Source organism: Pseudomonas sp. NPDC089395 (assembly GCF_044749525.1).
Classification (GTDB): domain Bacteria; phylum Pseudomonadota; class Gammaproteobacteria; order Pseudomonadales; family Pseudomonadaceae; genus Aquipseudomonas.
This window is the reverse complement of record NZ_JBIVID010000001.1, coordinates 602,234-628,061: the sequence shown is the minus strand read 5'-3', so window position 1 is coordinate 628,061 and position 25,828 is coordinate 602,234. Positions and strand designations below refer to the sequence as shown.

The 25,828-nt window shown below is 62.8% G+C and carries 27 protein-coding genes and 1 pseudogene; 12 read left to right on the top strand and 16 right to left on the bottom strand.

What is annotated here, in order from left to right; genetic code table 11:
• Positions 1-2: 2 nt before the first annotated feature.
• Positions 3-968, bottom strand: a complete 966-nt coding sequence (locus ACIPZG_RS02940; RefSeq protein WP_400710019.1) for a threonine dehydratase — start codon at positions 966-968, stop codon at positions 3-5.
• Between the two features lie 91 nt (positions 969-1,059).
• Here ACIPZG_RS02940 and ACIPZG_RS02935 point away from each other — a divergent pair, with 91 nt between their 5' ends.
• Positions 1,060-2,415 carry a PLP-dependent aminotransferase family protein gene (locus tag ACIPZG_RS02935; RefSeq protein WP_400710867.1) on the top strand — a complete coding sequence of 452 codons (1,356 nt, stop codon included), beginning with the start codon at positions 1,060-1,062 and terminating at the stop codon, positions 2,413-2,415.
• A 173-nt stretch (positions 2,416-2,588) separates the two neighbouring features.
• Here the strand turns inward: ACIPZG_RS02935 and ACIPZG_RS02930 are convergent, their stop codons facing one another.
• Complete coding sequence (locus ACIPZG_RS02930) at positions 2,589-2,846, bottom strand: DUF2790 domain-containing protein (RefSeq protein ID WP_008098787.1); 258 nt, start codon at positions 2,844-2,846, stop codon at positions 2,589-2,591.
• Between the two features lie 301 nt (positions 2,847-3,147).
• On the opposite strand from ACIPZG_RS02930, the gene ACIPZG_RS02925 reads away from it, so the two are divergent.
• The gene (locus ACIPZG_RS02925; RefSeq protein ID WP_400710016.1) at positions 3,148-3,597 is read left to right on the top strand and encodes a GNAT family N-acetyltransferase; all 450 of its coding nucleotides are present in this window, start codon (positions 3,148-3,150) and stop codon (positions 3,595-3,597) included.
• Here ACIPZG_RS02925 and def read toward each other — a convergent pair.
• From def to ACIPZG_RS02910, 3 genes are all read right to left on the bottom strand, one after another.
• Positions 3,552-4,088 carry a peptide deformylase gene (gene def / locus ACIPZG_RS02920; RefSeq protein ID WP_400710013.1) on the bottom strand — a complete coding sequence of 179 codons (537 nt, stop codon included), beginning with the start codon at positions 4,086-4,088 and terminating at the stop codon, positions 3,552-3,554. The two genes, ACIPZG_RS02925 and def, sit on opposite strands and share 46 nt — an antisense overlap.
• On the bottom strand, positions 4,085-5,038 hold the full coding sequence (locus tag ACIPZG_RS02915) for a YihY/virulence factor BrkB family protein (RefSeq protein ID WP_008098781.1): 954 nt from the start codon (positions 5,036-5,038) through the stop codon (positions 4,085-4,087). The genes def and ACIPZG_RS02915 overlap by 4 nt, the downstream gene beginning before the upstream one ends.
• Positions 5,039-5,186: 148 nt before the next feature.
• On the bottom strand, positions 5,187-5,366 hold the full coding sequence (locus ACIPZG_RS02910) for a CsbD family protein (protein ID WP_008098780.1): 180 nt from the start codon (positions 5,364-5,366) through the stop codon (positions 5,187-5,189).
• Positions 5,367-5,611: 245 nt separating this feature from the next.
• On the opposite strand from ACIPZG_RS02910, the gene ACIPZG_RS02905 reads away from it, so the two are divergent.
• On the top strand, positions 5,612-7,081 hold the full coding sequence (locus tag ACIPZG_RS02905; protein WP_400710010.1) for a nitrous oxide reductase family maturation protein NosD: 1,470 nt from the start codon (positions 5,612-5,614) through the stop codon (positions 7,079-7,081).
• A 174-nt stretch (positions 7,082-7,255) separates the two neighbouring features.
• Complete coding sequence (locus ACIPZG_RS02900; protein WP_400710007.1) at positions 7,256-7,636, top strand: hypothetical protein; 381 nt, start codon at positions 7,256-7,258, stop codon at positions 7,634-7,636.
• Between the two features lie 2 nt (positions 7,637-7,638).
• Here ACIPZG_RS02900 and ACIPZG_RS02895 read toward each other — a convergent pair whose 3' ends face one another.
• Positions 7,639-8,475: a S1 RNA-binding domain-containing protein gene (locus tag ACIPZG_RS02895; protein ID WP_008098773.1), complete on the bottom strand. Its 837-nt coding sequence runs from the start codon at positions 8,473-8,475 to the stop codon at positions 7,639-7,641.
• 130 nt (positions 8,476-8,605) lie between these two features.
• Here ACIPZG_RS02895 and ACIPZG_RS02890 point away from each other — a divergent pair, with 130 nt between their 5' ends.
• Entirely contained in the window at positions 8,606-9,466 is an 861-nt protein-coding gene (locus ACIPZG_RS02890) for a DUF6279 family lipoprotein (RefSeq protein ID WP_400710004.1), read from the top strand.
• Between the two features lie 35 nt (positions 9,467-9,501).
• Here ACIPZG_RS02890 and aceK read toward each other — a convergent pair whose 3' ends face one another.
• The gene (aceK, locus tag ACIPZG_RS02885) at positions 9,502-11,211 is read right to left on the bottom strand and encodes a bifunctional isocitrate dehydrogenase kinase/phosphatase (RefSeq protein ID WP_400710001.1); all 1,710 of its coding nucleotides are present in this window, start codon (positions 11,209-11,211) and stop codon (positions 9,502-9,504) included.
• Positions 11,212-11,460: 249 nt separating this feature from the next.
• Between aceK and ACIPZG_RS02880 the strand changes: the two genes are divergently transcribed.
• Together ACIPZG_RS02880 and ACIPZG_RS02875 are read left to right on the top strand one after the other, a co-directional pair.
• Positions 11,461-12,399, top strand: a complete 939-nt coding sequence (locus tag ACIPZG_RS02880) for a DMT family transporter (RefSeq protein ID WP_400709998.1) — start codon at positions 11,461-11,463, stop codon at positions 12,397-12,399.
• A 14-nt stretch (positions 12,400-12,413) separates the two neighbouring features.
• Positions 12,414-12,884 (top strand): DUF4265 domain-containing protein, encoded by a 471-nt coding sequence (locus tag ACIPZG_RS02875; protein ID WP_400709995.1) that lies wholly within the window; start codon positions 12,414-12,416, stop codon positions 12,882-12,884.
• Between the two features lie 6 nt (positions 12,885-12,890).
• On the opposite strand, the gene ACIPZG_RS02870 is transcribed toward ACIPZG_RS02875, so the two are convergent.
• The 4 genes from ACIPZG_RS02870 to cysK form a co-directional block, all read right to left on the bottom strand.
• On the bottom strand, positions 12,891-13,772 hold the full coding sequence (locus ACIPZG_RS02870; RefSeq protein ID WP_400709992.1) for a DMT family transporter: 882 nt from the start codon (positions 13,770-13,772) through the stop codon (positions 12,891-12,893).
• 114 nt (positions 13,773-13,886) lie between these two features.
• Positions 13,887-14,048, bottom strand: coding sequence for a hypothetical protein (locus ACIPZG_RS02865; RefSeq protein ID WP_400709989.1), 162 nt, complete (start codon positions 14,046-14,048; stop codon positions 13,887-13,889).
• 217 nt (positions 14,049-14,265) lie between these two features.
• Positions 14,266-15,201, bottom strand: coding sequence for an aspartyl/asparaginyl beta-hydroxylase domain-containing protein (locus tag ACIPZG_RS02860; protein ID WP_400709987.1), 936 nt, complete (start codon positions 15,199-15,201; stop codon positions 14,266-14,268).
• Positions 15,202-15,376: 175 nt separating this feature from the next.
• Positions 15,377-16,351 (bottom strand): cysteine synthase A, encoded by a 975-nt coding sequence (cysK, locus tag ACIPZG_RS02855; RefSeq protein ID WP_400709984.1) that lies wholly within the window; start codon positions 16,349-16,351, stop codon positions 15,377-15,379.
• 131 nt (positions 16,352-16,482) lie between these two features.
• On the opposite strand from cysK, the gene ACIPZG_RS02850 reads away from it, so the two are divergent.
• The 3 genes from ACIPZG_RS02850 (at position 16,483) to ACIPZG_RS02840 (ending at position 19,826) form a co-directional block, all read left to right on the top strand.
• Complete coding sequence (locus ACIPZG_RS02850; RefSeq protein WP_400709981.1) at positions 16,483-17,556, top strand: DUF748 domain-containing protein; 1,074 nt, start codon at positions 16,483-16,485, stop codon at positions 17,554-17,556.
• A gap of 233 nt (positions 17,557-17,789) precedes the next feature.
• Entirely contained in the window at positions 17,790-18,635 is an 846-nt protein-coding gene (locus ACIPZG_RS02845) for a MoxR family ATPase (protein WP_008093435.1), read from the top strand.
• A 12-nt stretch (positions 18,636-18,647) separates the two neighbouring features.
• Positions 18,648-19,826 carry a VWA domain-containing protein gene (locus ACIPZG_RS02840; protein WP_400709978.1) on the top strand — a complete coding sequence of 393 codons (1,179 nt, stop codon included), beginning with the start codon at positions 18,648-18,650 and terminating at the stop codon, positions 19,824-19,826.
• 119 nt (positions 19,827-19,945) lie between these two features.
• Here ACIPZG_RS02840 and ACIPZG_RS02835 read toward each other — a convergent pair whose 3' ends face one another.
• The 4 genes from ACIPZG_RS02835 to ACIPZG_RS02820 are packed head-to-tail and all read right to left on the bottom strand — an operon-like array spanning position 19,946 to position 23,627.
• Positions 19,946-20,863 (bottom strand): biotin-dependent carboxyltransferase family protein, encoded by a 918-nt coding sequence (locus ACIPZG_RS02835; RefSeq protein ID WP_400709975.1) that lies wholly within the window; start codon positions 20,861-20,863, stop codon positions 19,946-19,948.
• Positions 20,860-21,555, bottom strand: a complete 696-nt coding sequence (pxpB, locus tag ACIPZG_RS02830; protein ID WP_008093442.1) for a 5-oxoprolinase subunit PxpB — start codon at positions 21,553-21,555, stop codon at positions 20,860-20,862. Before pxpB ends, ACIPZG_RS02835 begins: the two co-directional genes overlap by 4 nt.
• Complete coding sequence (locus ACIPZG_RS02825; protein WP_400709972.1) at positions 21,552-22,331, bottom strand: 5-oxoprolinase subunit PxpA; 780 nt, start codon at positions 22,329-22,331, stop codon at positions 21,552-21,554. The genes pxpB and ACIPZG_RS02825 overlap by 4 nt, the downstream gene beginning before the upstream one ends.
• Positions 22,332-22,340: 9 nt before the next feature.
• On the bottom strand, positions 22,341-23,627 hold the full coding sequence (locus ACIPZG_RS02820; protein ID WP_008093447.1) for an MFS transporter: 1,287 nt from the start codon (positions 23,625-23,627) through the stop codon (positions 22,341-22,343).
• 129 nt (positions 23,628-23,756) lie between these two features.
• Between ACIPZG_RS02820 and ACIPZG_RS02815 the strand changes: the two genes are divergently transcribed.
• Positions 23,757-24,668 (top strand): LysR family transcriptional regulator, encoded by a 912-nt coding sequence (locus ACIPZG_RS02815; RefSeq protein WP_400709969.1) that lies wholly within the window; start codon positions 23,757-23,759, stop codon positions 24,666-24,668.
• Between the two features lie 111 nt (positions 24,669-24,779).
• Positions 24,780-25,087, top strand: a pseudogene (locus ACIPZG_RS02810) (transposase); the annotation flags it as partial.
• Positions 25,088-25,256: 169 nt separating this feature from the next.
• Here the strand turns inward: ACIPZG_RS02810 and ACIPZG_RS02805 are convergent.
• Positions 25,257-25,808 carry a hypothetical protein gene (locus tag ACIPZG_RS02805; RefSeq protein WP_400641570.1) on the bottom strand — a complete coding sequence of 184 codons (552 nt, stop codon included), beginning with the start codon at positions 25,806-25,808 and terminating at the stop codon, positions 25,257-25,259.
• Between the last annotated feature and the right edge of the window lie 20 nt (positions 25,809-25,828).

The window sequence follows — 25,828 nt, the reverse complement described above, 5'->3', positions numbered from 1 at the left end:
ATTCAGTATTTTTCGCCCCCTGCCAGCACCTGCGCATAGCGCGCACGGTCCACATTGGCCCCGCTCAGCACCACCGCCACCCGTTTGCCCCGTTGGCTTTCGCGCTCTTGCATCAATGCCGCCAGCGCGGCAGCTCCCGCACCTTCGGCGGTGTTGTGGGTGGCCTCGTGGTAGAGCCGCATGGCCTCGGCGATTTCGTCGTCGGTGACCCGCACGATCCTCGCAGCATGCTGGCGAACCAGGGCAAACGCATCAGGGTGCGGCACCCGGCAGGCCATGCCATCGGCGAAGGTCTCGGCGCTGCGGGTGGTGACGATGCGCCCTTGCTCGAAACTTTGCGCGTAGGCATCGGCCGCGCTGGAAACCACCCCTACTATCTCGGTCTGCAAGCCCAGCAGGTTGCGCGCCTGGATCAGCCCGCAGATGCCCGATCCCATGCCGATCGGCACGTAGACGCAGTCCAGCGCCTGCACGGCTTCGAACAGCTCCAGGGCATAGGTGGCCACGCCACGCACCAGTTCCGGGTGGAACGACGGGACCATGTCATAGCCCAGGGCCTCGGCCAGTCGGGCAGCCTCCTCGCGGGCCACATCGAAATCCACGCCGTGTTCGACCAACTCGGCGCCGAGTGCGCGCATGGCGGCGTTCTTCTCTTTCGAATTGCCTTCGGGCACCACGATCACCAGCGGCACACCCGCCTGGCGCGCGGCCAGGGCCATGCTCTGGCCGTGGTTGCCACGGGTGGCGGTGACCAGCCCGCGGGGCGGCTCGCCAGCGGCCAGCAGCGAGCGCACGTAGACCAGGCCGCCACGTACCTTGAACGCCCCGGTGGGCGCGTGGTTCTCGTGCTTGACCCAGACCTCGCAGCCCAGCCGCTCGGCCAGCAATGGCCAACGGTACTGCGCGGTAGCGGGAACATGCTGGTGGACGAAGGCGGCGGCTTCACGCAGGGCGGCAAGGTCGAACATGGCGGTCATCCTTTATCGGTACGAGGTTGAATCGATCCTAGGCGCCGGGCATTGTATGGGTAAATCCTTATATTGCATGGGCGGCAATTTCATGTGGATGCCTCAACTGGCCGACGATGGCCAGCCCCGCTACCTGGCACTGGTCGACGCCATCGCCAGCGCCATCGAAGCCGGCACGCTCAAGGTCGGTGAGCGCCTGCCACCCCAGCGCCGCCTGGCCTGGAAGCTCGGGCTCAACCCCAGCACGACCCAGCAGGCCTACCGTGAAGCGGCCGCCCGACACCTGGTAGCGGGCGAAGTCGGGCGCGGCACCTATGTATTGGCGGGCAGTCGAGAAGCCACGCTGTTTCGCCTCAAGCAGCACGACAGCCCGGGCGCTCTGATCGACCTGTCGACCAACGTGCCGGTAGCCGACCCTGCCAACCAGGACCTGCAGACAAGCCTGCAGGCCTTGCTGGCTCAAGGTCAGACGCAGCTGCTCGATCATTACCTTGGCCCGCAGCAACTGTTGCTGGGCCGCCTTCAGGGTGCTCGCTGGCTGAGCAATCGCGGCCTGGCCCTGTCGGCGGAGCAGTTGCTACCTTGCGGCGGCGCCCAGCAGGCCCTGACCCTGTTGCTGCAGTCGTTCTGCCAGGCCGGTGAACCGGTGCTGCTCGAAGCCCTGACCGCACCCGGCATCAAGGCCGCGTGCCGGCAACTGCGCCTGCCGGTACACGGGGTCGCACTCGATGCCCAGGGCCTGCTGCCGCAGGAGCTGGACCGGGTCGCCCGGGCCAGTGGCGCACGGGTGCTGGTGACGACGCCTGCCCTGCACAATCCCACCGGTGCCTGCATGGGCGACGCACGCCGCCAGGCCATCGCCGAGGTGGTCAGGCGCCTGGGGCTGCGGGTGATCGAGGATGATGTGTACGGCGCACTCAGTGACCATGCCCCGCTTTATCCGCTGCTGGGAGACCACGGCATTCTGATCAGCAGCCTGTCCAAGACCGTGGCCGCCGGGTTGCGCCTGGGGTGGATCGTGGCCAGCCCGGGACTGCTGGAGCAGGTCGATCCGCATGCGGGGGCCAGCCATTGGCCAGTGTCGCCACTGAACCTGCACATCGCCTGCCAGTGGATCGAAGACGGCACCGCGGCGCGGCGGCTGGCCTGGCAGCGCAGGGAGGTGGCCGTGCGCTGGCGCCTGGCGCACCAGTTGCTGGGGGATGCGTTGCAAAACGCCAGCGAGCCCTCACCGCATGTGTGGGTGGCGGCTTCGCGGGGAGCTGACAAGGTGGTGGCGCAGTGCCGGGCGCAAGGCGTGGAGGTGGTGCCGGCGAGTGTCTTCGCGATTGGCGCGAGCGAGGTACAGGCGGTGCGTATCAGCTTGTCGGCGGCGACAAGCCGGGCCGAGCTGAAGCGAGGGTTGGAGGTGGTGCGACAGGTGTTGGCAGGGGGGCAAACAGCCTGAAGCAGATGTTGCAAACAGCGCTGCCCCTGTGGAAGCCGGCTTGCCGGCGATAGGGCTGGAACAGGCTTACAAGGCGAAAGTCTTCTGCCTGCTCCGGCCTCATCGCCGGCAAGCCGGCTCCCACAGGGATTTGCGTCAACTTTGGGATTTTGGAAGCTGGACGCTTGTGTGGATCAACCTTGCTGGCAGCCCTCGCCCATGGCCCGGTACTGAATGGTGTGCACTTGGCCTTGATGGTCTTCATAGGTCATGGTCGCAGGCACCACTTCGCAGACATTGGGAATCGTCGACAAGTTGATCACCCGTTTGATGTCCAGGTTCATGGAGTAGTCGTACTGCTGGGCCACAGGCTCGGTGGAGACAGGCTTGGCCTCATCCGCCAGGGCGAACGAAGACATACCGACCAGTGCAAGAATCAGTAATGGTTTCATGGTGTTTGGCCTTTAAAGCAATCAAGCTGATCGATTGACTTCATGTGCCGTCATTGGCGCGGAGAAGTTGTCATCGACTGCGAAGATGACACGAAGTACCGATCCCGCTTTGTCGTACTGCCAGGGGGAATGAGTAAAATTCTACTCCCGGATAGGAATAGTTGAACCCCGACGTCGGACATTCACCCTTGTGTGATTTGCAACAATCTGCAACAGAAAACGCCTGAAAATAGCGCCCCAGAGCCTCTGCCACGGCTTCATGCGCGCCCTTGTCGCAAAATGCTTTTTTACTGGAAAACCCATGACTCCGCTGGACTGCACACAACTGATTGGCGCCGAACGCCGCCTGCTCGACCATTTCTACCGCCAGCAGGGCTCGCGCATGCGTGCAGACAATGAAGGGCAACTTTGGGTGGCGCGCGCCTCGGGCATCGTTGCGGGCCTGAGTCTCAGGCCCGTCGACGACGGCCATTGGCTTACCGGTCTGTTCGTTGCCCCGCAGCTGCGGGGCCATGGGGTGGCCGGGCAGCTGGTCAACGCTGCGTTGGCGCAGACGCAGGGCAGTACCTGGCTGTTCTGTCATCCCGAGCTTGTCGCTCTGTATGAGCGCCTTGGCTTCGAACACGCCGCCACGCTCCCGCAAGCCTTGGCAAGCCGACTTTCACGCTACCAACGCAGCAAGCAGTTGGTCGCCTTGGTGCGTGCTCAGTCGTCGCTGGCGTCCAGCCCGGGGAACAGCACCTCGGTGTAGCCGAACTTGCTGAAATCCTGGAGGCGCGACGGGTAAAGCCGCCCGATCAGGTGGTCGCATTCATGCTGCACCACCCGCGCATGGAAGCCATCGGCAAAGCGATTGATCGGTTGGCCCTGCGGATCGATGCCCGCATAACTGATGTGTTTGTAGCGGGGTACCACACCGCGCAGGCCCGGGACTGACAGGCAGCCCTCCCAGCCTTCCTCGATCTCGGTCGACAGCGGCGTGATCACCGGATTGATCAGGATGGTCTGCGGTACCGGCTCGGCATCCGGGTAACGCTCGCTGCGCTCGAAACCAAAGATCACCAGCTGCAGGTCGATGCCGATCTGCGGCGCTGCCAGCCCTACCCCACCGACATGCCGCATGGTTTCGAACATGTCGTCGATCAGCTGCTGCAGCTGGGCACTGCCGATCAGGTGGTCGGGGACCGGAGGGGCAATGCGCAGCAGGCGCTCGTCGCCCATCTTGAGAATGTCACGGATCATCGCGGGTTCGGCTCGGACGGTTGGGGCTCTACGGGGTGCTCATGGCCGAGCACGGTGATGGTTTCCTTGGCCTTGCTGCCCTCGAAATCCTTCTCGCCAGGGTTCTTGCCCTCGGTCGACATGTGCTCGATCACGGCATTCATTTCTGCGCCCAGAAGCAACACGGCCGCAGAGATGTAGAAATACAGCAAAAGCACGATGATTGCACCGATGCTGCCGTACATGGCGTTGTAGTCGGCGAAGGTCTTCACGTAGTAGGCAAAGCCCAGCGAGGCGATGATCCAGACCACCACCGCCAGCACCGAACCTGGCGTGATGAAGCGAAACTTCTGCTTCACATCGGGCATCACGTAATAGATCAACGCGACCGCCACCATCATCAGGATGATGATTGCCGGCCAGCGCAGAATCGTCCAAACCGTCACCACCACCTCTTGCATGCCGACCTGGGCGGCAATCCATTCCATCACCTGCGGCCCCAGCACCATCAATGCTGCCGTCGAGAGCAACATGCCGGCGATGCCGACGGTGTAGAAGATCGACAGTGGAATGCGTTTCCATACCGGGCGGCCCTCGGGCACGTCGTAGGCGGCGTTCATGGCGCTCATCATCAGGCGCACGCCGGCAGAAGCGGTCCACAAGGCGATCACGATACCCACCGACAGCAGGCCACCCTTGGACTGTTGCAACTGGTCGATCACCGGGTTGACCTGCTCAAGCGCCTGGGGGGGCAGTACCAGCTCCGATTGCAGGCGCAACCAGGAGAAGAAGTCGGGCAGGTGCAAAAAGCCGATCAAGGCAATCAGGAACAGCAGGAACGGGAACAGCGAGAACAGCATCTGGTAGGCCAGCGCAGACGCATAGGTAGACATCTCGTCATCGAGAAATTCCTGGACGGTGCGTACCAGCACGCGGTGCAAGGGCAGGCCGCGCAGGTCGGGGAAAATCATAGCGTCTCCTTTCGCCGCTTGATCAATACAACAGGGAAGTCTAATAGACCACGCGACTGATGTACTGCTCCCTACCGTACTAGAAGAAGTTGCCTGCTTGAACTGTTCCGGCCTCTACGAGCAAGAGGCCGGCCCAGTCAGTGCATCATCAAGGCTTCTTCACCGCATCCTTGACGTTGCCCTTGATCTGCTGCGCCTCGCCCTTGAGTTCCTGGGCCTTGCCTTCGGCGCGCAGCTTTTCGTTGTCGGTGACCTTACCGACACCTTGCTTGATGTTGCCTACAGCTTCGTTGGCCAAGCCTTTCGCTTTGTCTTTGGTGCCGCTCATGGCAAATCTCCTGCAAATGGAGACACGGGGACCGTGTCGACAGTCGGTGGACCGAGCCTCTGCGCCAGGAGTTTCAAACAATTTGCCCCGCTCAAGCCGAGCGGTGAATCTGCGGGCGAATACCGCACCAAATCAGCCCCGGGCCGCTGCGCCCCGTCAACCTGCTCCCCTAGAATCGCGGGCAAACGGCAACCCGAAGCAGGCTGCCAACCGACAAGAACAACCATTATCGGAAACCCGCACCCATGCGCCTCATGCCTTTGCTCGCGGCCTTGCTACCGCTATTGCCTTTGCCTGCACTCGCCGCCGCACCGGCCAGTGAAACCCTGCTGGTGAACCGTTATGCCGACGATGGTCAGCCCGGCACCTTGCGTTGGGCCATCGAGACCAGCAACCAGCACCCCGGCCACTACCGCATCGAAATCGCCGCGGTCGGCCGGGCTCCGTATGTCATCCGCCCGACCCGCGCCCTACCGGAAATCAAGGGCCCGGTGCGCATCACCGGCCAGTCCTGGGCGCGAGACGGGCAATACATCGCCATCGACGGTTCGGGCTATATCAAGGACCAAGGTGTACGCACCTGCCCCGGCGCCCTGCCCGGCCAGTTCGGCACCAATGTGCGAACCACCACCAACCCCGGGCTGGTACTGCGTGATACCCAGGGCGTGCACTTGAGTGGCCTGGAGGTGCGCAATTTCTGCATCGGCATCCTGGTCAACCGTGCCAGCGGCAACGTCATCGAAGACAACCGTATCGTCGCCAACAAGGGCGGTGCGGGCATCATGCTCACCGGCGACGACGGTGCCGGCAACCCCACAGCCACCACCACGATCAACAACAAGGTGCTGCGCAACCAGCTGATCGACAACGGCGACGGCCTGGAGCTGACCCGAGGCGCGGCGTTCAACCTGGTGGCCGACAACCTGTTCCGCTCAACCGCCGCCAACCCCGAGCCGTCACAAGGCATCGAGATCTTGCTGGGCAACGACAACACGGTGGTGCGCAACCGCTTCGAGGACTACTCGGACGGCTTGCAGATCAACTGGGGCAAGCGCAACTACCTGGGCGCCAATACGTTCAGCGGCAACTCGATCGGCGTCAGCGTGACCGGCGAAGGCAACATCCTCGATGGCAACCTGATCCACGGCAATCGCATCGGCGTCGCCCTGCGCCCGGAACCGGACCTCACCGCCACGCGCTTGAGCGGCAACCGTATCTGGGGCAACAGCCAGGATATCCGCCGCTGCGAGGCGGGCGGATCGTGTGTGGCGGATCAGCGCACGGGCGCCATCGTCTTCGGAGTGCCGGCTCAGGCCCATGCGTTGTACGTCGGCTCGCGCGGCGTGGGTGCGGACCTGCCCAAGCAGGACCAGGCGATCATCTGCGATGCCCAGGGCGAACCTAAGCCGTGCCAGCCACTGCCCAACCACAATCAGCAGCCGCCACGGCTAGTGGCGCTGGACGGCAATGTGCTGCGTGGCGAGGTACAAGGGCCGGCGTCGAGCCTGTTGCGGATCGAGGTGTTCGGCAATGCCGAGGCCGAGGGGACTGAAGCGCAGCAGTATCTGGGGGAAGTGCTGGTGAACAGCGATGACAAGGGCCAGGCGCGGTTTGCCCAGCCTTTGCAGAATGCCGGAGGGTTGCGCAGCTTTACCGCGACGGTGACCACGGCCGAGGGGGCGACTTCGGAGTTGAGCCTGCCGGTTCGTCGCTGAGGCTACTGGCCCTATCGCCGGCAAGCCGGCTCCCACAAGGACAGCACAGGTTCTGAAAACTGTGGAGTACCTGTGGGAGCCGGCTTGCCGGCGATTAGGCCAGCAGACCTTGCCCCGCTACCCGCCACCCCTCACAATGCAGCCCTAATCAAGCGTCAACCCGCAGGAACCTGCATGAAACTCGACAAACCCGCCGCCATCGCCCGTCGCAACCAGGCCCTGGCCAAACCGGTACTCACCAGCGCCAACTGCCTGTTCGCCATCCTCGACCGCAAACGCAACCTGTGGTGGTTCGAAGTGCCGGTGGCACTGCTGCGCAAAGGCCAGCCGGACTGGGTCAACCTGCTGCTGCACACCCCCGAAACCGATGAGTTGCAGCACCTCAAGGTACCCACCAACTTCATCAAGGCTCACCAGGAGCAGATGGAAGTACGCAACCCCGGCAAGCGCCGCTCGACCATCAGCCTGGCACTGAGCGCCGACCGCGACTCGCTGCTGCGCGACACCCGCCCAGGTGGCGACCAGCTCGACTTCAAGCCCTTCGTACAGGCCTGATTTCAGGTCCGCTCGATGCGATCGTCATGGATGACGATGCGGCCTTGCTTGAACAACGCGCCAATCGCCTTCTTGAAGTTGCCCTTGCTGACATTGAACATGCGGCTGATCACTTCCGGGTCGCTCTTGTCGCACACCGGCAATACCCCGCCCTCGGCCTCCAGGCGCGCCATGATCTGCTCGTTCAGGCCTTCGGCCAGGGCCTGGCCGACCGGCTGCAGGCTCAAGGCGATCTTGCCATCGTGGCGCACTTCCTTGATGTAACCCTTCTCGTGCATCCCCGAACGCAGGAACTTGAACACTTCGTTCTTGTGGATCAGGCCCCAATGGCGGTTGTTGATGATCGCCTTGAAGCCCATGGGCGTCTGCCCGGCGACCAACAGCTCGACCGGCTGGCCGACCGGGTACTCGGCCGGCGTACGGTCCAGGTAGCGGTCCAGGCGTGAGGTGGCGGTGATGCGGCGGGTGCGCTTGTCGAGATAGACGTGCACCACGCAGTAGTCACCCACCTTCAACGGCCGGGCCTCCTCCGAGTACGGCATCAGCAAGTCCTTGGACAGGCCCCAGTCGAGGAAGATGCCCGCACCGTTGATGTCCTTGACCTTGAGGCTGGCGAACTCGCCGACCTGAACCTTGGGCTTCTCGGTGGTGGCGATCAGCTGGTCTTCGCTGTCCAGGTAGATGAACACGTTCAGCCAGTCGTCGATTTCGGTTTCGGCGTCCTTCGGGATGTAGCGCCCGGGCAGCAGGATCTCGCCGTCAGCGCCGCCGTCCAGGTACAGGCCGAATTCCACGTGTTTCACGATTTGCAAACTGTTGTAACGCCCAAGCAGAGCCATTTCCGATGTTCCTCAAGACAAGACGGCTATTCTACACCTGAAGCCCGCACACCGCCCCACCGCTGATTCGGCGGAACCGTCGCGCGGCCCTTGCGTCTACCGAGTGGCCAGCCACTGCAAGGATCAGCACATGCCTCTACGCCTGTCCAAAGCCCTGCTCATCACCCTCGGCTGCGCCCTGGTATTGGTTGCCTGCAGCCGCATCGACCTGGCCTACCGCAACCTTGACCGGCTGGTGCCGTGGTCGCTGGGCGAGTACCTGGCCATGAACCGCGAGCAGAAAACGCTGCTCGACGAACGGCTCAAGCAGCACCTGGCCTGGCATTGCCAGACCCAACTGCCCGGCTACATCGACTGGCTGGACCGCGTGCGCGACATGGTGGCCGAGGACCAGGTGACCGACCAGACCCTGCAGCAGCGCACGGCCGAAGCCCGCCAGGCGATCGGCCGCGTCGCCGAACAGATCACCCCTTCGGCCACCGAACTGCTACGCGGCATGAGCGATGCCCAGGTGGCGAAGATGCGCGAAGCCTTCCGTGAAGACATCAGCGAGCGGCAGAAACTGTATACCGATACGCCCCTGCCCAAGCAAATTGCCCGCCGCGCCGAGCGCATGGAAAAACGCCTTACCCCCTGGTTCGGCGAACTCACTGCCGCCCAGCGCCTGCGGGTGCTGAGTTGGTCGCAGGCGCTGGGCGACCAGAACCGCCAGTCAATTGCCAACCGTGCCCATTGGCAGCAGCAGCTGCTGTTGGCCATGAACCAGCGCAGCGATGCCAGCTTCGAGCCGCGCCTAGCGCAACTGCTGCAGCGCAAGGAGAGCCTGTGGACGCCGGAGTACCGTATTGCCTTCCAGAACAGCGAGCAGCAGGCGCGCAGCCTGGTCATCGACTTGCTGCACCAGAGTACGCCAGCGCAGCGTCGCTACCTGCAGGATCAGCTGGCCAAGGTGCGAACCGACTTCAGTGAGCTCAAGTGCATGAGCGGTTGACTGCTGGCGATAGAGCTAGGCCAGACACAAAAGCATCACCGCCCCTTACGCCGATAGGGAAACACATCGATCACCTTCCCCTCCCGTATCGCCGCCTGCAGCCCCTTCCAGTAATCCGCGTCGTACAGCTCCCCATGCAAGCGACTGAACAACCGCCGCTGCCCCATATCGGCAAACAGAAACGGCGGAAACTCCTCGGGAAACACATCGTGCGGCCCGATCGAGTACCACGGCTCGCCCGACATCTCGTCCTCCGGGTAGCGCGGCGGCGGGATATGGCGGAAATTCACCTCGGTCAGGTAGCTGATTTCGTCATAGTCGTAGAACACCACCCGGCCATGCCGGGTGACGCCAAAATTCTTCAGCAGCATGTCACCCGGAAAGATATTCGCCGCCGCCAGTTGCTTGATGGCCAACCCATAGTCCTCCAGCGCTTCGAGCACCTGTGCTTCACTGGCCTGCTCCAGGTAAAGGTTGAGCGGCACCATGCGCCGTTCTGTCCAGCAGTGGCGGATCAGCACCGTGTCGCCCTCAAGGGCCACGGTAGACGGCGCCACTTCGAGCAATTCGGCCAGGCACTCGGGCTCGAACTTGCCACGCGGGAAGCGAAAATCGGCGAACTCCTGGGTATCGGCCATGCGCCCTACGCGGTCGACACTCTTCACCAGGCGGTACTTGTCGATCACCGTGGCACGGTCGACGGTTTTCGACGGCGAGAATCGGTCCTTGATGATCTTGAACACCGTGTTGAAACCCGGCAGGGTGAAGACGCTCATGACCATCCCGCGTACGCCGGGGGCCATGACGAAACGGTCGTCGCTACTGGCCAGGTGGTTGATCAGCGCCCGGTAGAATTCCGACTTGCCATGCTTGTAGAAGCCGATCGAGGTGTACAGCTCGGCAATGTGCTTGCCCGGCAGGATGCGTTTGAGAAAGTTGACGAACTCCGCCGGCACCGGCACATCGACCATGAAATACGAGCGGGTGAAGGAGAAGATGATCGACACGTCGGCCTCGTCGGTGATCAGCGCATCGGCCTCGATGCCATGGCCCTCACGGTGCAGCAGCGGGATCACCAGCGGCCACTGCTCGTCAGCGTTGTACAACCGGCCGACCAGGTAGGCGCCCTTGTTGCGGTACAGCACCGGTACGAACAGCTCGACGGTCAGCGCCGGGTCCTTGCACACCCAGTCCGGCAGGCTCTCGCGCAATTGCTCTTCGAGGCGTGACAGGTCGCCCTCAAGATCACCGTAGGTGAATGCATGGTCGGCGAAGATCGCCCGCAACAGCGCCTTGAGACTGCCTTCGAGCCGATAGGTACGGGTCTGCGCGGCCCGTTCGTGGCCGCGCATCGATGGCCGCGTGGTGTGGATGAACATGCAGCCATCGCTGATCTGGTCATGGCTGAACAGGCTGCAGAACAACGAGTTGTACCAGGTCTCCGACAGTTCATCGTCCAGGCGCGGGTCGATCAGACTGATATAGGCACTCTTGACCAGCGGCCATTGCGCGACCTGCAGCAACACCTCGTCATCGAACCCATCGCGCAGCCAACTGTTGACCTCGCCGACCTTGCGCTCGTAGAGGTTGATCCGCGCGGCTGCCGCCCGCTGGCTCTCCTGCCAGCGGGCCTGCTCGAAGCGCTCGCGGGCACCGAGGGTGATGCGGCGAAAGTGTTCGCGGTAGTCGTCGAAGCCGTCAAGAATCATCCGGGCGATTTCGCCGGCAGGCCAGTGCTCGGTCATGCATGACACCTCGGTGCGGGGTGAGATAGACAGCTTAGTCGGCCCATGCGTTTTGAGAAGCCTGGGCGGGCCTCTTCGCGGGACAAGCCCGCTCCCACAGATACACCGCTTTTCTTGAAACAGCGATGTATCTGTGGGAGCGGGCTTGCCCCGCGAAGAGGCCGACACAGATTTACACCGCAAGAAAGCACAAGAACCACCCCGCCCCCTCGCGTACACTCACGCCCTGCCTTGTACCTGGAGACCGCTGTGAGCCCCATCGCCCTGACCCGCCTGCTGACCCTTGCCGCCGTCTGGGGGGCGAGTTTCCTGTTCATGCGGATCATCGCCCCCGAACTGGGCACCGTGCCGACCGCCTTCTTCCGCGTATCCATCGCCTGCCTGGGCCTGATCGTCATCCTCGCCGCCGCCCGCGTGCGCTGGAATTTCCAAGGCAAGCTAGGCGCGTGCCTGGTACTGGGCATGATCAACTCGGGTATTCCGGCCACCTTCTACTCGGTGGCAGCACAGGTGCTGCCAGCAGGCTATTCGGCAATCTTCAACGCCACCACGCCGCTGATGGGCGTCGTGATCGGTGCGCTGTTCTTCCGTGAGGCGATGACTCTGCCGAAACTGTGCGGCATCTTTCTCGGCCTGTTCGGCGTGGGCATTCTCAGCGGCGCAGGTCCCGTAGCCTTGGACATGGCCTTGCTGCAGGGCGCCCTGGCTTGCCTGGCCGCCACCACCTGCTACGGCTTCGCCGGCTTCCTGGCACGCCGCTGGGTCAGCGGCCTGGATAGCCGCCTCTCGGCCTTGGGCAGCATGCTCGGTGCCACGCTGATGATGACGCCACTGTTTGCCTGGAGCGCACTGACCCAGCCGCCAGCAAGCTGGGGCGGCTGGCAGGTGTGGTTGTCGCTGCTGGGCCTGGGGCTGGTCTGCACCGCCTTCGCCTATATCCTGTACTTCCGCCTGCTGGCCGAGATCGGGCCGGTCAAGGCCAGTACCGTGACCTTTCTGATTCCGGTGTTCGGAGTGCTGTGGGGGGCCTGGCTGCTGGACGAGTCGTTGTCCATGGGACACGTGTACGGTGGCGTGCTGATTGGCCTGGCACTTTGGCTGGTGCTCAAACCAACCCGGCGTACTGCCGGCGATGAGGCCAGTACAGACAACACAGCAAAATCGCATTACGATAGGCGGCCCTCCTGACCTGTAATGCCCCAATGCCCCCTGAGCAAACCTCAGCCTACAAGATCGTGCTCTGGCGCCTGGAGCAGGACGCCCAAGGCTACCCTCCCGCGTCGGTCGAAGGCCTGTGGGCAAAACGCACCGAAACTGGTTACCAGGTCGACAGCACCCCCTTCTACGCCTACGGCATCGCCCCGGGCGACATCATCAGCGTCAGCGAAGATGGCGAACAGAGCTGGTTCGAAGCCTTGCAACACAGCGGCGGCGCGTCGGTGTTCCGCGTGCTGGTGAAAGCTGCGGGCGACCTCGATCAGGTCCGTGCGGCGCTCGAGGATTTCGGCTGCCCCAGCCAAGTCGAAAAGGCGGTAAGGATGCTTGCCGTCGAGGTCCCGCCCTCGCATTCACTCGACACACTGCTCTACTACCTGCTGACCCAACGCGAAGCCGGCACCCTCGACTTCGAGGAAGGCGTGCTGCGCCACGCCATCCCCGAAGAGTTTCGCTAAAGCGCCCTACGCTTCAGCCAAGCGCGCTGCCGGCTTGCGGAACACGAACAGCAAACCGACCACGATCAAGCCCATGCCCAGCAAGCTGAGCGGGGCCAGGCGATTACCGAAGATCAGGAAATCCATCCCCGCGGTCACCGCCGGCACCAGGTAGAACAAGCTGGTGACGTTGACCAGGTTGCCTTTGGCGATCAGCCGGTACAGCAGCAGGGTCGCCAGCAGCGAGACCACCAGCCCCATCCACAGCAGCGCACCGATGAAGCTGCCGTTGCATTCGACGTGCAGCGGCTGCAGCGGCGCGAACACCGCGCACAGGGCAAAGCCTGCCAGGTACTGCAGCGGCAGCGTGCCCATGGGGTTGTCGGTGATGCGCTTCTGCAGGATCGAGCCGAAGGTCATGCTGGCCAGGGCCAGCAAGGCGAACAGCATGCCGAGCAACGACACACCGCCAAGGTTGATGCCCTGGTAGACCACCATCACCAGCCCACCCAGCCCCAGGCCCAGACCGAACAGCCGGCTCCAGGAACGCTGACGCTCCATCAGCACCACCGTCAGAATGGGTTGCACGCCCATCACCGTGGCCATCACGCCAGGGGTGACATGGGTATTGAGCGCAAGCAGGTAGAAGATCTGGTAGGCACCGAGCAGTACACAACCGGTACCCAGGGCTCGCAAGATCGCCCCCCGGCTGCGCGGCCAGCGCAGGCCCAGCAACGGGCCGATCAGCAGCAGCCCAGTGAGCGCCAGCGCCGAGCGCAGCAGCAGGAAGGCGAAGGGGCTGGCATGGGCCAGGCCGAGTTTGGAGACGATAGCGCCGCTGCTCCACAGCAGGACGAATAGGCTGGTGGTGGCCGCCGAGGCCACGGATGCTTTGGTAAAGACAGACATGTATGCACCTGTATTCGGGCAAATAAGCCGAACGGTGGGCGTGTGCTTCAGTGAGGGAAGTAGCCGACCGTGTTCAGTAGGTTGCGTGTGTGACGGGATGCGGCCAGAAGCCGATCAGCGCAGCACAACCACGCAGCGAGGCGGAGCTACGCCGCCGACGACGCCACTGACAGGTGGTGGGTAATGACTGATCATGACCGGCTGCTGGCTGCCACGCACGACCATGCCCGCGACTGGCGCGAGGGCAAAGCTTGTGGTGGAAGGGATGGCTGGCATGAACAGGGTCTTCGAGGAAGTGAGTGCACTGGACTATAGCGAGGGATTCTGCCTGCGACAAGCAGCCGATGAGCGGCGCTTGATTGTAGGAGCGGCCTTGTGTCGCGAAAGGGCCGCGCAGCGGCCCCAGGATATCAACGACGCAGCACAGTACAGGGGGCCGCTGCGCGGCCCTTTCGCGACACAAGGCCGCTCCTACAACAGTGCCGCGGCGGAATCAGAACAGCCAGTGATACAGCAGGTAAGCCACAACCACCGCCGCCACGGGCCGCAGGATGCGGTAGGCCTTGGGGTTGGCACGCTTGAACTGCTTCACACGGCCACTGATCTTGTTGCTGAAGCGCTTGCTCCAGGCATACGCCTGGTTGATCCCGCCAACGCGCTCGTCATCGGTATTCTGCGGCGCAGTGGCACGCCCGAGGAAGGCACTGACCTGGCGGTTGATGCGGGTCATCAGCGGGCTGGTCAGCGGCCGCTCGACGTCGCAGAACAGAATCACCCGAGTGACGTCGGTTTCGTTCTTCACCCAGTGCACATAGGTTTCGTCGAACATCACGTCCTCGCCGTCACGCCAGGCGTAGACCTGGCCATCGACGTAGATGCGGCACGCATCGGAGTTCGGCGTGGACAGGCCGAGGTGGTAGCGCAGGGAGCCGCCGAACGGGTCGCGGTGCGGGTTCAGGTGGCTGCCACCGGGCAACAAGGCGAACATCGCGCCCTTGACGTTGGGAATGCGACTGACCAGTTCGACGGTCTTCGGGCACAGCGCCTCGGCCGACGGCAGTGGCTTGTCGTACCACTTCAGGTAAAAACGCTTCCAGCCCTTCTTGAAGAACGAACCGAAACCGGCGTCATTGTCCTTCTCGGCAGCGCGGATATAGCCCTCGTCGAACAGGTGCATCGCCTCTTCCCGAATGACCTCCCAGTTATCCTTGAGCACATCCAGTTCCGGAAAGCGCTGGCGGTCCAGGTAAGGCTTGGACGGCACGCCGGAGAACAAGTACATCAGGCTGTTGTAGGGAGCGAACAGCGCCGAGTGGTTGACGAACTGGCGTAATACCGGCAGGCGCGCCTTGCCGCGCAAGTGCACGAACAGCACACTGCCAAAGAACACCAACAGGACACCCGCCTTGGCCGCGAAGGAAACAGTCATGCAACACTCCTTTGAAAGGAAGCAGGCTTGCGCTGTCCTGCTCCCAGTTAAATCATCCTGCCATCATAGACCCATCCCGCCCCAGTAAAAAACCACCTGGGCGGGATCTCACTGTTGAGGATTTTGCAACAAACCAGGCCGCCGACCGTTGCGCCGGATCAGCGGCCCTGCCGGATTACTGCTGGTTTTCCTGCTCACTGAACAGATCGCTGAACAGCATGCTCGACAGGTAGCGCTCACCGGAGTCTGGCAGAACCACCACGATGGTCTTGCCCTGCATCTCTGGTTTTTCGGCCAGACGCACTGCCGCCGCCATCGCCGCGCCACAGGAAATGCCACAGAGGATGCCCTCTTCCTGCATCAGGCGAATGGCCATGGCCTTGGATTCTTCGTCGGTCACCGTCTCGACCTGATCGACGATCGACAGGTCAAGGTTCTTCGGCACGAAGCCAGCACCAATACCCTGGATCTTGTGCGGGCTGGGCTTGAGTTCTTCGCCGGCCAACGTCTGGCTGATCAGAGGCGATGCCGCCGGCTCGACCGCCACCGACAGGATCGCCTTGCCCTGGGTGTGCTTGATGTAACGCGAAACACCGGTGATGGTGCCGCCGGTGCCGACACCGGCCACCAGCACATCGACCGCACCGTCGGTGTCGTTCCAGATTTCCGGGCCGGTGGTCTTCTCATGGATGGCCGGGTTGGCCGGGTTTTCGAACTGCCCAGGCAGGAAATACTGAGCAGGGTCCGAGGCGACGATCTCGTTGGCCTTCTCGATCGCGCCCTTCATGCCTTTGGCCGGCTCGGTCAGCACCAGTTCGGCGCCCAGGGCCTTGAGCACCTTGCGCCGCTCCAGGCTCATCGATGCCGGCATGGTCAGGATCAACTTGTAGCCACGCGCTGCGGCGACGAAGGCCAGGCCGATACCGGTATTGCCCGACGTCGGCTCGACGATGGTCATGCCCGGCTTGAGCTTGCCGCTGCTCTCGGCATCCCAGACCATGTTCGCGCCGATCCGGCACTTCACCGAATAACCGGGGTTGCGCCCCTCGATCTTGGCCAGGATGGTCACACCACGCGGGGCGATACGGTTGATCTGTACCAACGGCGTGTTGCCGATGGAATGGGCGTTGTCTGCGTAGATACGGCTCATGGCAGGTTCCTTGGCATGAAAAAGCAGGGAAAGACTTAAAGGGTAAGCCTGCCCCGGAAGCCAGTAAAGCCTGTTCGAACTCCCCGCCAGATACTGCGGTCAACCGTGCAACCCGCCTTGGAAAGCTATCGATGAACGCTCGCTACCGCTGGCCGTTGGTCGGCCTCGCCAGCCTGGTCGTGCTGCTGGTGGCCTTGCACCTGGCGCTCCCTTACCTGGTGCGGGACTACCTCAACGACAAACTGGCCAACATGGGTGAATACCGCGGCCAGGTCGCCGACGTGGACCTCGCCTGGTGGCGCGGCGCCTATCAGATCAACGGGCTGAAGATCGTCAAGACCAGCGGCAAAGTGCCGGTGCCGCTGCTCGACGCGCCGCTGATCGACCTGTCGGTGAGCTGGCATTCGCTGTGGTACGACCGTGCCGTGGTGGCCGAGGTCACCTTCGTGCGCCCCGAACTGAACTTCGTCGACGGCGGCAGCAAGCAGGCCTCGCAGACGGGCCAGGGCACCGACTGGCGCCAGCAACTGGAAAAACTGCTGCCCATTACCCTCAACGAAGTGCGCATCGACAATGGCACACTGACCTTTCGCAATTTCACTTCTAAACCCCCGGTCGACCTCAAGGCCACTCGCCTGGATGCCAGCATCCGCAACCTGACCAATGTGCGTGACAAGAAAGGCCGGCGTGACGCCAGCTTCGAGGCCAATGCCCTGATGCTTGGCGACGCCAAGGTCGAGAGCCGCGCCACCTTCGACCCGTTCAGCGATTTCGACGATTTCCAGTTCCGCCTGCGTGCCACCGGCATCGAGTTGCGCAGGCTCAACGATTTCGCCAGCGCTTACGGCAAGTTCGATTTCAACGCCGGGCACGGTGACGTGGTGATCGAAGCCCAGGCGCAGAACGGTCGGCTCAGTGGCTATATCAAGCCACTGCTGCGCGATGTCGACGTATTCAATTGGCAGCAGGACGTGGAGAACAAGAACAAGGGCTTCTTCCGCTCGGTGTGGGAGGCCCTGGTGGGGGGCAGCGAAACGGTGCTCAAGAACCAGCCGAAGAACCAGTTCGCCACCCGGGTGGAGCTCAGCGGCAGCGTGCACAAGCAGGACATCAGCGCCTTCGAGGCGTTCTTGCAGATCCTGCGCAACGGTTTCATCCAGGCGTTCAATGCACGCTATGAGCAGGCGCCACCCGATTCCGACTGAACGGGTGTGACGGGCCATTCAGGGACTGAATACCCGGTCTGCGTTTCCAGCTGCCGAGGCCCGCGTTATAGTCGTTGGCAAATTACAAACATATGTTGCCTGTTGCGGCGCTATCGCCGGCAAGCCGGCTCCCACAGGTACCCCACAGATTTCAGACTTGTGGAATACCTGTGGGAGCCGGCTTGCCGGCGATAGCGCCAGTACAGGCATGCACCCCACAGAGGACACTCCCAATGAAGTTCGAAGGCACCCGCGACTACGTCGCCACAGACGACCTCAAACTGGCGGTCAACGCGGCCATCACCCTCGAACGCCCGTTGCTGGTCAAGGGCGAACCCGGCACCGGCAAGACCATGCTCGCCGAACAGCTCGCCGCGTCCTTCGGCGCCCGCCTGATCACCTGGCACATCAAGTCGACCACCAAGGCCCATCAGGGCCTCTACGAGTACGACGCGGTCAGCCGCCTGCGTGACTCGCAGCTGGGCGTGGACAAGGTCCATGACGTGCGCAACTACCTGAAGAAAGGCAAGCTCTGGGAAGCCTTCGAGGCCGAAGAGCGGGTGATCCTGCTGATCGACGAGATCGACAAGGCCGACATCGAGTTCCCCAACGACCTGCTGCAGGAACTCGACAAGATGGAGTTCTACGTCTACGAAATCGACGAGACCATCAAGGCCAGGCAGCGCCCGATCATCATCATCACCTCGAACAACGAAAAAGAGCTGCCCGACGCCTTCCTGCGCCGCTGCTTCTTCCACTACATCGCCTTCCCCGACCGCAACACCCTGCAGCAGATCGTCGATGTGCACTACCCCAACATCAAGCAATCGCTGGTCAGCGAGGCGCTGGATGTGTTCTTCGACGTGCGCAAGGTCCCGGGCCTGAAGAAAAAACCGTCCACCTCCGAACTGGTCGACTGGCTCAAGCTGCTGATGGCCGACAACATTGGCGAAGCAGTCCTGCGCGAGCGCGATCCGACCAAGGCCATTCCACCGCTGGCCGGCGCTCTGGTGAAGAACGAGCAGGACGTGCAACTGCTCGAACGCCTGGCCTTCATGAGCCGGCGCGGCAATCGCTGACAGGAGCCGGCCATGCTGCTCAACCTGTTCAATGAAATGCGCGCGGCCAAGGTGCCGGTGTCGGTACGTGAACTGCTCGACCTGCTGAATGCCCTGCAAAAGCGCGTGGTGTTCGCCGACATGGACGAGTTCTACTACCTGGCGCGGGCCATCCTGGTGAAGGACGAGCGCCATTTCGACAAGTTCGACCGGGCGTTCTCGGCCTACTTCAAGGGCCTGGAGAACCTTGACCGGCACCTGGAGGCCCTGATCCCCGAGGACTGGCTGCGCAAGGAGTTCGAGCGTTCGCTCACCGATGAAGAACGTGCGCAGATCCAGTCCCTGGGCGGCCTGGACAAGCTGATCGAGGAGTTCAAGAAACGCCTCGAAGAGCAGAAGGAACGCCATACCGGCGGCAACAAGTGGATCGGCACCGGCGGCACCAGCCCCTTCGGCTCAGGCGGATTCAACCCCGAAGGCATCCGCGTGGGCGAGGCCGGCAAGCGCCAGGGCAAGGCGGTGAAGGTGTGGGATCAGCGCGAGTACAAGAACCTCGACGACCAGGTCGAGCTGGGTACGCGCAACATCAAGCTGGCCCTGCGCCGTCTGCGCAAGTTCGCCCGTGAAGGCGCCGCCGAAGAGCTGGACATCGACGGCACCATCGACCACACCGCACGCGATGCCGGGCTGTTGAACATCCAGATGCGCCCGGAGCGGCGCAACACGGTGAAGCTGCTGTTGCTGTTCGACATCGGCGGCTCGATGGACGCCCACGTCAAAGTCTGCGAAGAGCTGTTCTCGGCCTGCAAGACCGAGTTCAAGCACCTGGAGTATTACTACTTCCACAACTTCGTCTACGAGTCGGTGTGGAAGAACAACATGCGCCGTACCTCGGAGCGGTTCTCCACGTTCGACCTGCTGCACAAGTACGGCGATGACTACAAAGTGATCTTCGTCGGCGACGCGGCCATGGCGCCCTACGAGATCACCCAGCCGGGTGGCAGCGTGGAGCACTGGAACGAAGAGGCCGGCTACGTGTGGATGCAGCGCTTCATGGAGAAGTTCAGGAAGATCATCTGGATCAACCCGTATCCGAAGCAAGCCTGGGATTACACCGCGTCGACCCATCTGGTGCGGGACTTGATCGAGGACAAGATGTATCCGCTGACCTTGCAGGGGTTGGAAGAAGGGATGCGCTACTTGTCCAAGTAGTTGTCTGTTGGGGGCGCTTTGCGCCCCTTTCGCGACGCAAGGCCGCTCCTACAGAAGATTGCCGTCGCCTGTAGGAGCGGCCTTGTGTCGCGAAAGGGCTGCAAAGCAGCCCCCAAACGTCAATTCCAACGCATGTTATGCCGCTGCAAATCCAGCCAAGCCTCATCCTGCACCACCGCCCTGAACCGCACCGCCGCCCCCGGCATGCACTGCGCCAGCTGCGCCAATGCCAACGGCGTCAACGCCCCCAGCCGCGGATAGCCGCCAATGGTCTGCCGATCATTGAGCAGCACGATCGGCTGCCCGTCCGGCGGCACCTGAACCGCCCCCAGCGGAATCCCTTCGGAGATCATCGGGGCACCCTGATAGACCAGCTGCGGCCCAAGCAAACGGATACCCATGCGATCGGCCCGGCTGTCCAGCGTCCAATCACTGTTGAACGCCTCGAACAGGCTGGTTCCGCTGAAATCGCCAATTTGCGCGCCCATCACCAAATCGAGCAGGGGCTTCTGCGGATAACCCGGCCGCAGCGCCTCGGGCACCTCGCGCAGCGCTGCCAGGCTACCGGCGAAGCTCAGCACCTGCCCTTTGCCCAGCGCAGCCCCCAGCCCATCGATGCCACCCAGCGCTTCACGCACCACCGTGGCACAGCTGCCCAGCACCGCTTCGCCGTGGAACCCACCCGGCGCCGCAAGGTAGGCGCGTACGCCCTGCTTCGGCTGCCTCAAGGTCAAACGCTGCCCCTTGCCCAGGGTGAAGCTGCGCCAGCCTGCCAGAGGCTGGTCATCGACCCGTGCATCCAGATCCGCACCGGCCAGGGCCAGCACACAGTCCTGTTCGGCCAACACACTGAAACCGCCCAATGCCACTTCGATCACCGGTGCATCCAGCGCGTTGCCCAACAGCCAGTTGGCCCAGTACATCGCTACCCAATCCAGCGCCCCGCCCTGGGTCACGCCCAGATGGCGCACGCCGAAACGTCCCCCGTCCTGCAATTGGCACAGCGGCGTGCTGGCCTCGATCATCAGCTGCTTCATGCACCCGCCTCCAACGGACTGTCATCACCGCCCAACGCCAGGAACTCGGCATGGGAAACGGCCACGAAACGCACCCGGTCGCCGGGTTGCAGCAGGCTGTAACCTTCGCGCTCACGGTCGAACAGGCGCACCGGTGTACGCCCGATCAGGTTCCAGCCACCCGGCGAAACCGCCGGGTATGCCGCCGTCTGGCGCTCGGCGATGCCCACGCTGCCCGCCGCCACCCGCTTGCGCGGGGTGCTCAGGCGGGGCGTGGCCAGTTGTGGGTCCACCAGGCCCATGAAGCCGAAGCCTGGCGCGAAGCCCAGGGCGAACACAGGATAGTCGCGCTCGCTGTGCAGGCGAATCACCTCGTCCTCGCTCAAGCCGCTGCGCGCTGCCAGTACGGGCAGCTCAGGGCCGACACTGGCGTGGTACCACACCGGGATCTCATGGCGACGACCCGCGCTGCCGGTGTCCGGCTGCAGACCGTCCAGCGCCTGGACGATCAGCGCCTTGGCCTCGGCTGGCGGCAGATCGAACTGCACCATCAGCGTGGTGTAGGACGGCACCAGGTCCAGCAGGTGCGTGCCCAACGCCGCACTCAGGCGCTGGCTGGCCGCGAGCATCCACGGCATGTTGGCTTCATCGATGCTGTCGAACAGGCGCACCATCAGGCTGTCGATGGCCACGACTTCGATGCGTACTTTCATGCTTGCTCCAACCCATCGAGTGCCTGACGAATCTGCCGTACCGCCGCCACCGAACTGTCGTTGTCGCCGTGCACGCACAGGGTGCTGGCCTGAAGGCGCAAAGCACTGCCGTCGTCGGCCACCAGCGCATAGCCACGGGCCAGGCGCAGGGCCTGCTCGACCACCAGCGACGGGTCGTGATGCACCGCACCTGGCAGGCTGCGCGAGCGCAGATGGCCGCTGGCGGTGTAGGCACGATCGGCGAAAGCTTCGAACCACAACGGCACGCCGATTTCATCGCCCAGCGCCTGAGCCGCGCTGTTGTCGGCGGTGGCCATCAGCATCAACGGCAGGCCACTGTCGTAGGCGGCCATGGCTTCGAGCACGGCGCGCAGCTTGAGCGGGTCAGCCATCATGTCGTTGTACAACGCACCATGGGGTTTGACGTAGGCCACCTGGCCGCCGAGGGCTTTGCAGATGCCCTGCAGGGCGCCGATCTGGTAATGCAGCAGGTCGCGGATTTCGTCGTTGCTGCAGGCCATGGAGCGACGGCCGAAACCGACCAGGTCCGGGTAGGCCGGATGGGCGCCGATGGCGACCCCGTGCTGCAACGCCAGGGCCACGGTGCGGCGCATGGTGCCGGGGTCGCCCGCATGGTAGCCGCAGGCGATGTTGGCGCAGTCGATGTAGGGCATCACCTCGGCATCGCGGCCCATGCGCCAGCTGCCGAAACTTTCGCCCATGTCGCAATTGAGTAGCAGGCGTTTCACCTGGCGGGTTCCCGTGTCGATGTTCATGTGCCTACCTCAGCGCGCCTTGAGTTGTTTGCCGCAGGTTTCCGGCAGGCTCAAGGCCGCCAGGATCACCACACCGTAGGACACCGCGGAGAAGGCGCCAATCCCCAGGCCCAGCGGTACTTTCTGGCTAAGCAGGCCGATCAGCAACGGGAACACGGCCGCGATCACCTTGCCGATGTTGTAGCAGAAGCCCTGCCCCGAACCGCGGATGCGGGTGGGGAACAGCTCGGTGAGGAACGCACCCATGCCACTGAAGATACCCGAGGCGAAGAAGCCCAGCGGGAAGCCCAGCCACAGCATCAGGTCATCGCTCACCGCCATCTGCGTGTAGAGCAGCACGATGATGAACGAGCCCACGGCGAACAGGATGAAGTTCTTCTTGCGCCCCAGGATGTCGGACAAGTACGCGCTGATCACGTAGCCCACGTAGGAGCCGACGATCACCATCGCCAGGTAGCCGCCGGTGCCCAGCACGCTCAGGCCACGCTCGTTCTTGAGGAAGGTTGGCAGCCACGAGGTGATGGCGTAGTAGCCACCCAGCGCACCGGTGGTCAGCAAGGACGCGCGCACGGTGGTCCAGAGCATGCCGGGGGCGAAAATCTCGTAGAAGTGCGAAGGCGCTGCGGCCTCTTCCACCGCTTTGGCCTGGCGATACACCTCCGGATCCTTGACCAGGCGGCGGACGAAGATCACGAAAATGGCCGGTACCAAACCGAGCAGGAACAGTGCGCGCCAAGCCTGCTCAGCAGGCAGCCAGGAGAACAGCAGCGCATAGAGGATCGCCGTCAGGCCCCAGCCCAGGGCCCAACCGGACTGCACCATGCCGACCGCCTTGCCACGGTCCTGGGCGCGGATCACTTCGCCGATCAGCACCGCACCTGCGGTCCACTCGCCGCCGAAACCGAAGCCCATCAGAGTACGGGCGATCAGCAGTTGTTCGTAGTTCTGGGCAAAGCCGCACAGGAAGGTGAAGAAGGCGAACCACAGCACTGTCAGTTGCAGGGTGCGCACCCGGCCGATGCGGTCGGATAGAATGCCGGCGATCCAGCCACCGACGGCCGAAGCGATCAGGGTGCTGGTGTGGATCAGGCCGGCTTCGGTGGTGCTGATGCCCCACATCATGATCAGCGTAGGGATGACGAAGCTGAGCATCTGCGTGTCCATGCCGTCCAGGCCATAGCCGATCTTGCAGCTCCAGAAGGTGCGTCGTTGCTGGGAGTCGATATCGCGGTACCAGGCGAAAGGCCCGCTGGAAGATGAGGGCGAAACCTGTTGCTGCACGCCGGTGGGGTTCATGCTTGCCTCGGCTTGTTGGTATTGTTTTATGGGCGACGTCTGGCGTCGCGGCCTGCCATCATTGTTCAGAGGCCGCGCCAGATGCGTCCAACGAGAAAAACCGCCGGTCTGGAACAAGAAAAACTGATCATGAACCTTCGCTTCCTCGAAACCTTCGTCTGGGTCGCCCGGCTCAAGAGCTTTCGTCTCACCGCCGAAAAGCTGTTCACCACCCAGGCGTCGGTCTCCAGCCGCATCGCTGCGCTGGAGGCCGACCTTGGTGTGAAGCTTTTGCTGCGCGACTCACGGGGCGTCAGCCTGACCCCGGAGGGCGCCAAGGTGCTGGAGTACGCCGAGCGCATACTCGATACCGCCAAGGCCATGAAACAGTCGCTGGACAGCGACCGGGCCAAGGTCGGGCGCATTCGCCTTGGCGTGATGGACACGGTCATTCACACCTGGATGAGCGCGCTGGTGGCGGAACTTACCGAGCGCTACCCCCAGGTAGAGATCGAACTGGTCGCCGATACCGCGCTGAACTTGCGCGAACAGCTGCAAAAAGGCTTTCTCGACGTGATCCTGCAGACCGACCTGCTGCGCGAGCAGTCGATCCGCAGCCTGGACCTGGCGCGCTACCCCATGGGCTGGGTGGTGGCTGCCGGTGCCGCCCAGCACCGCGATTACGCGTCCCTGGCCGAACTGGCCCGCGAGCGGATCGTGACCTTCTCGAAGAACTCGCGGCCCCACCAGGAAGTGCTCAGCATGCTGCAGGCCGCAGGCGCCCAGGCCCCGCGTCTGAACTGCGTGAACTCGGTGGCGGCGATTACCCGCCTGCTGCGCGATGGCTTCGGCATCGGTGCGTTGCCGCCGGCGCTGGTCGGTGAAGAGCTGAGCCGCGGCGAACTGGTGCTGCTCGAAGGCTTGCAGCCACCACCGAGCCTGGAACTGGTCGTCGCCTGGCAGACCGGGGTGGCGTTGGTGGATGAGGTGGTCGGGGTGTGCCGGCAGGTGCTGGAGCGGTACGCGCGGGATGTCGGGGCGCAGAGGATTGTGCTGGTCTGATGGTTTTCCAGTGCCAGTACCGGCCCTATCGCCGGCAAGCCGGCTCCCACAGGTACGTGAACTGTGCGGTCTCTGTGGGAGCCGGCTTGCCGGCGAATGGGCCGCTCGGCGTTCATGGCCAGCAACTGGAGCAAGCTGGAACGCTACGTCGAGCATGGCTATTTGCCGATCGACAATAACGCTGCAGAACGCGCGATCCGCCCATTTGTGATCGGCAGAATGAACTGGTAGTTCAGCGATACGCCAAAAGGCGCAACGGCCAGTGCTCAACTCTATAGCTTGATCGAGACGGCCAACGCCAACGGCAAAGAGCCTTATGCGTGGCTGCGCCACGCACTGGAGCGCCTGCCCCAGCGTCCTCAGTGGAAGACTTCGAGGCGCTCCTGCCGTGGAACTGCACGCCGCGACCGCATAGCTAATCGCACTGCGATCTTTGGTCTGGTGGGGTTTATGGGCGCTTACGAAGCTCCGGACGTACCACCTCTTCAAACTCATGATCAGGGAAGTCCAGAGGAGCGTAACGCAATAAAAGTTGGAGCCGGAAAGCCCCAACTTTTATCCAGGCAATATTATACCGCCTCAGTTACATCAATAAGCCGATTTTCCGTGCAAAGAACCAGCCATGCTTGATCTGAATTGCGTACCCCAATGACCGTCGACATTGGTAATAATGTAGAAGGAGTCAAAAGTATGACCGGGGATCGGGTTACCCGCTTTGTCAAGGCGTGTAAATGAAAGCGCGACGTGATATTTGTTTGCGTTTCCTTTGCCATCACTGCCGGATTGAACAACATAACGGTAGTCCCAGCGTGTATTCTCCCAGCCAATTTCCTTTGCAAGCTGCTGCAGGTTTTGATCTTTGGCATAAGCTTCAGGGGTTTGCCAAACAGTGACTTGGTTACCGGACATGCGCACGTGCGGGTAATTCAATGTCTTGGCCCAAGCCAATTCATCTTTAGCATTGAATGTTGTCAGGAAGTTATCCAAGGCTTTACAGGGAACATCATATTCCTGGCTATAGTTCCCCTTCGCATCTTTCGCACAACTGTCTGGCAAGGCAGTGTTAGTCGGCGCTGCAAAAACCGGGGAGGCTGCAATCCCTGCGGCCAAAAACAAAGAAACTTTCAATGCAGGATTCATAATTATTCCTTGTTATAGTT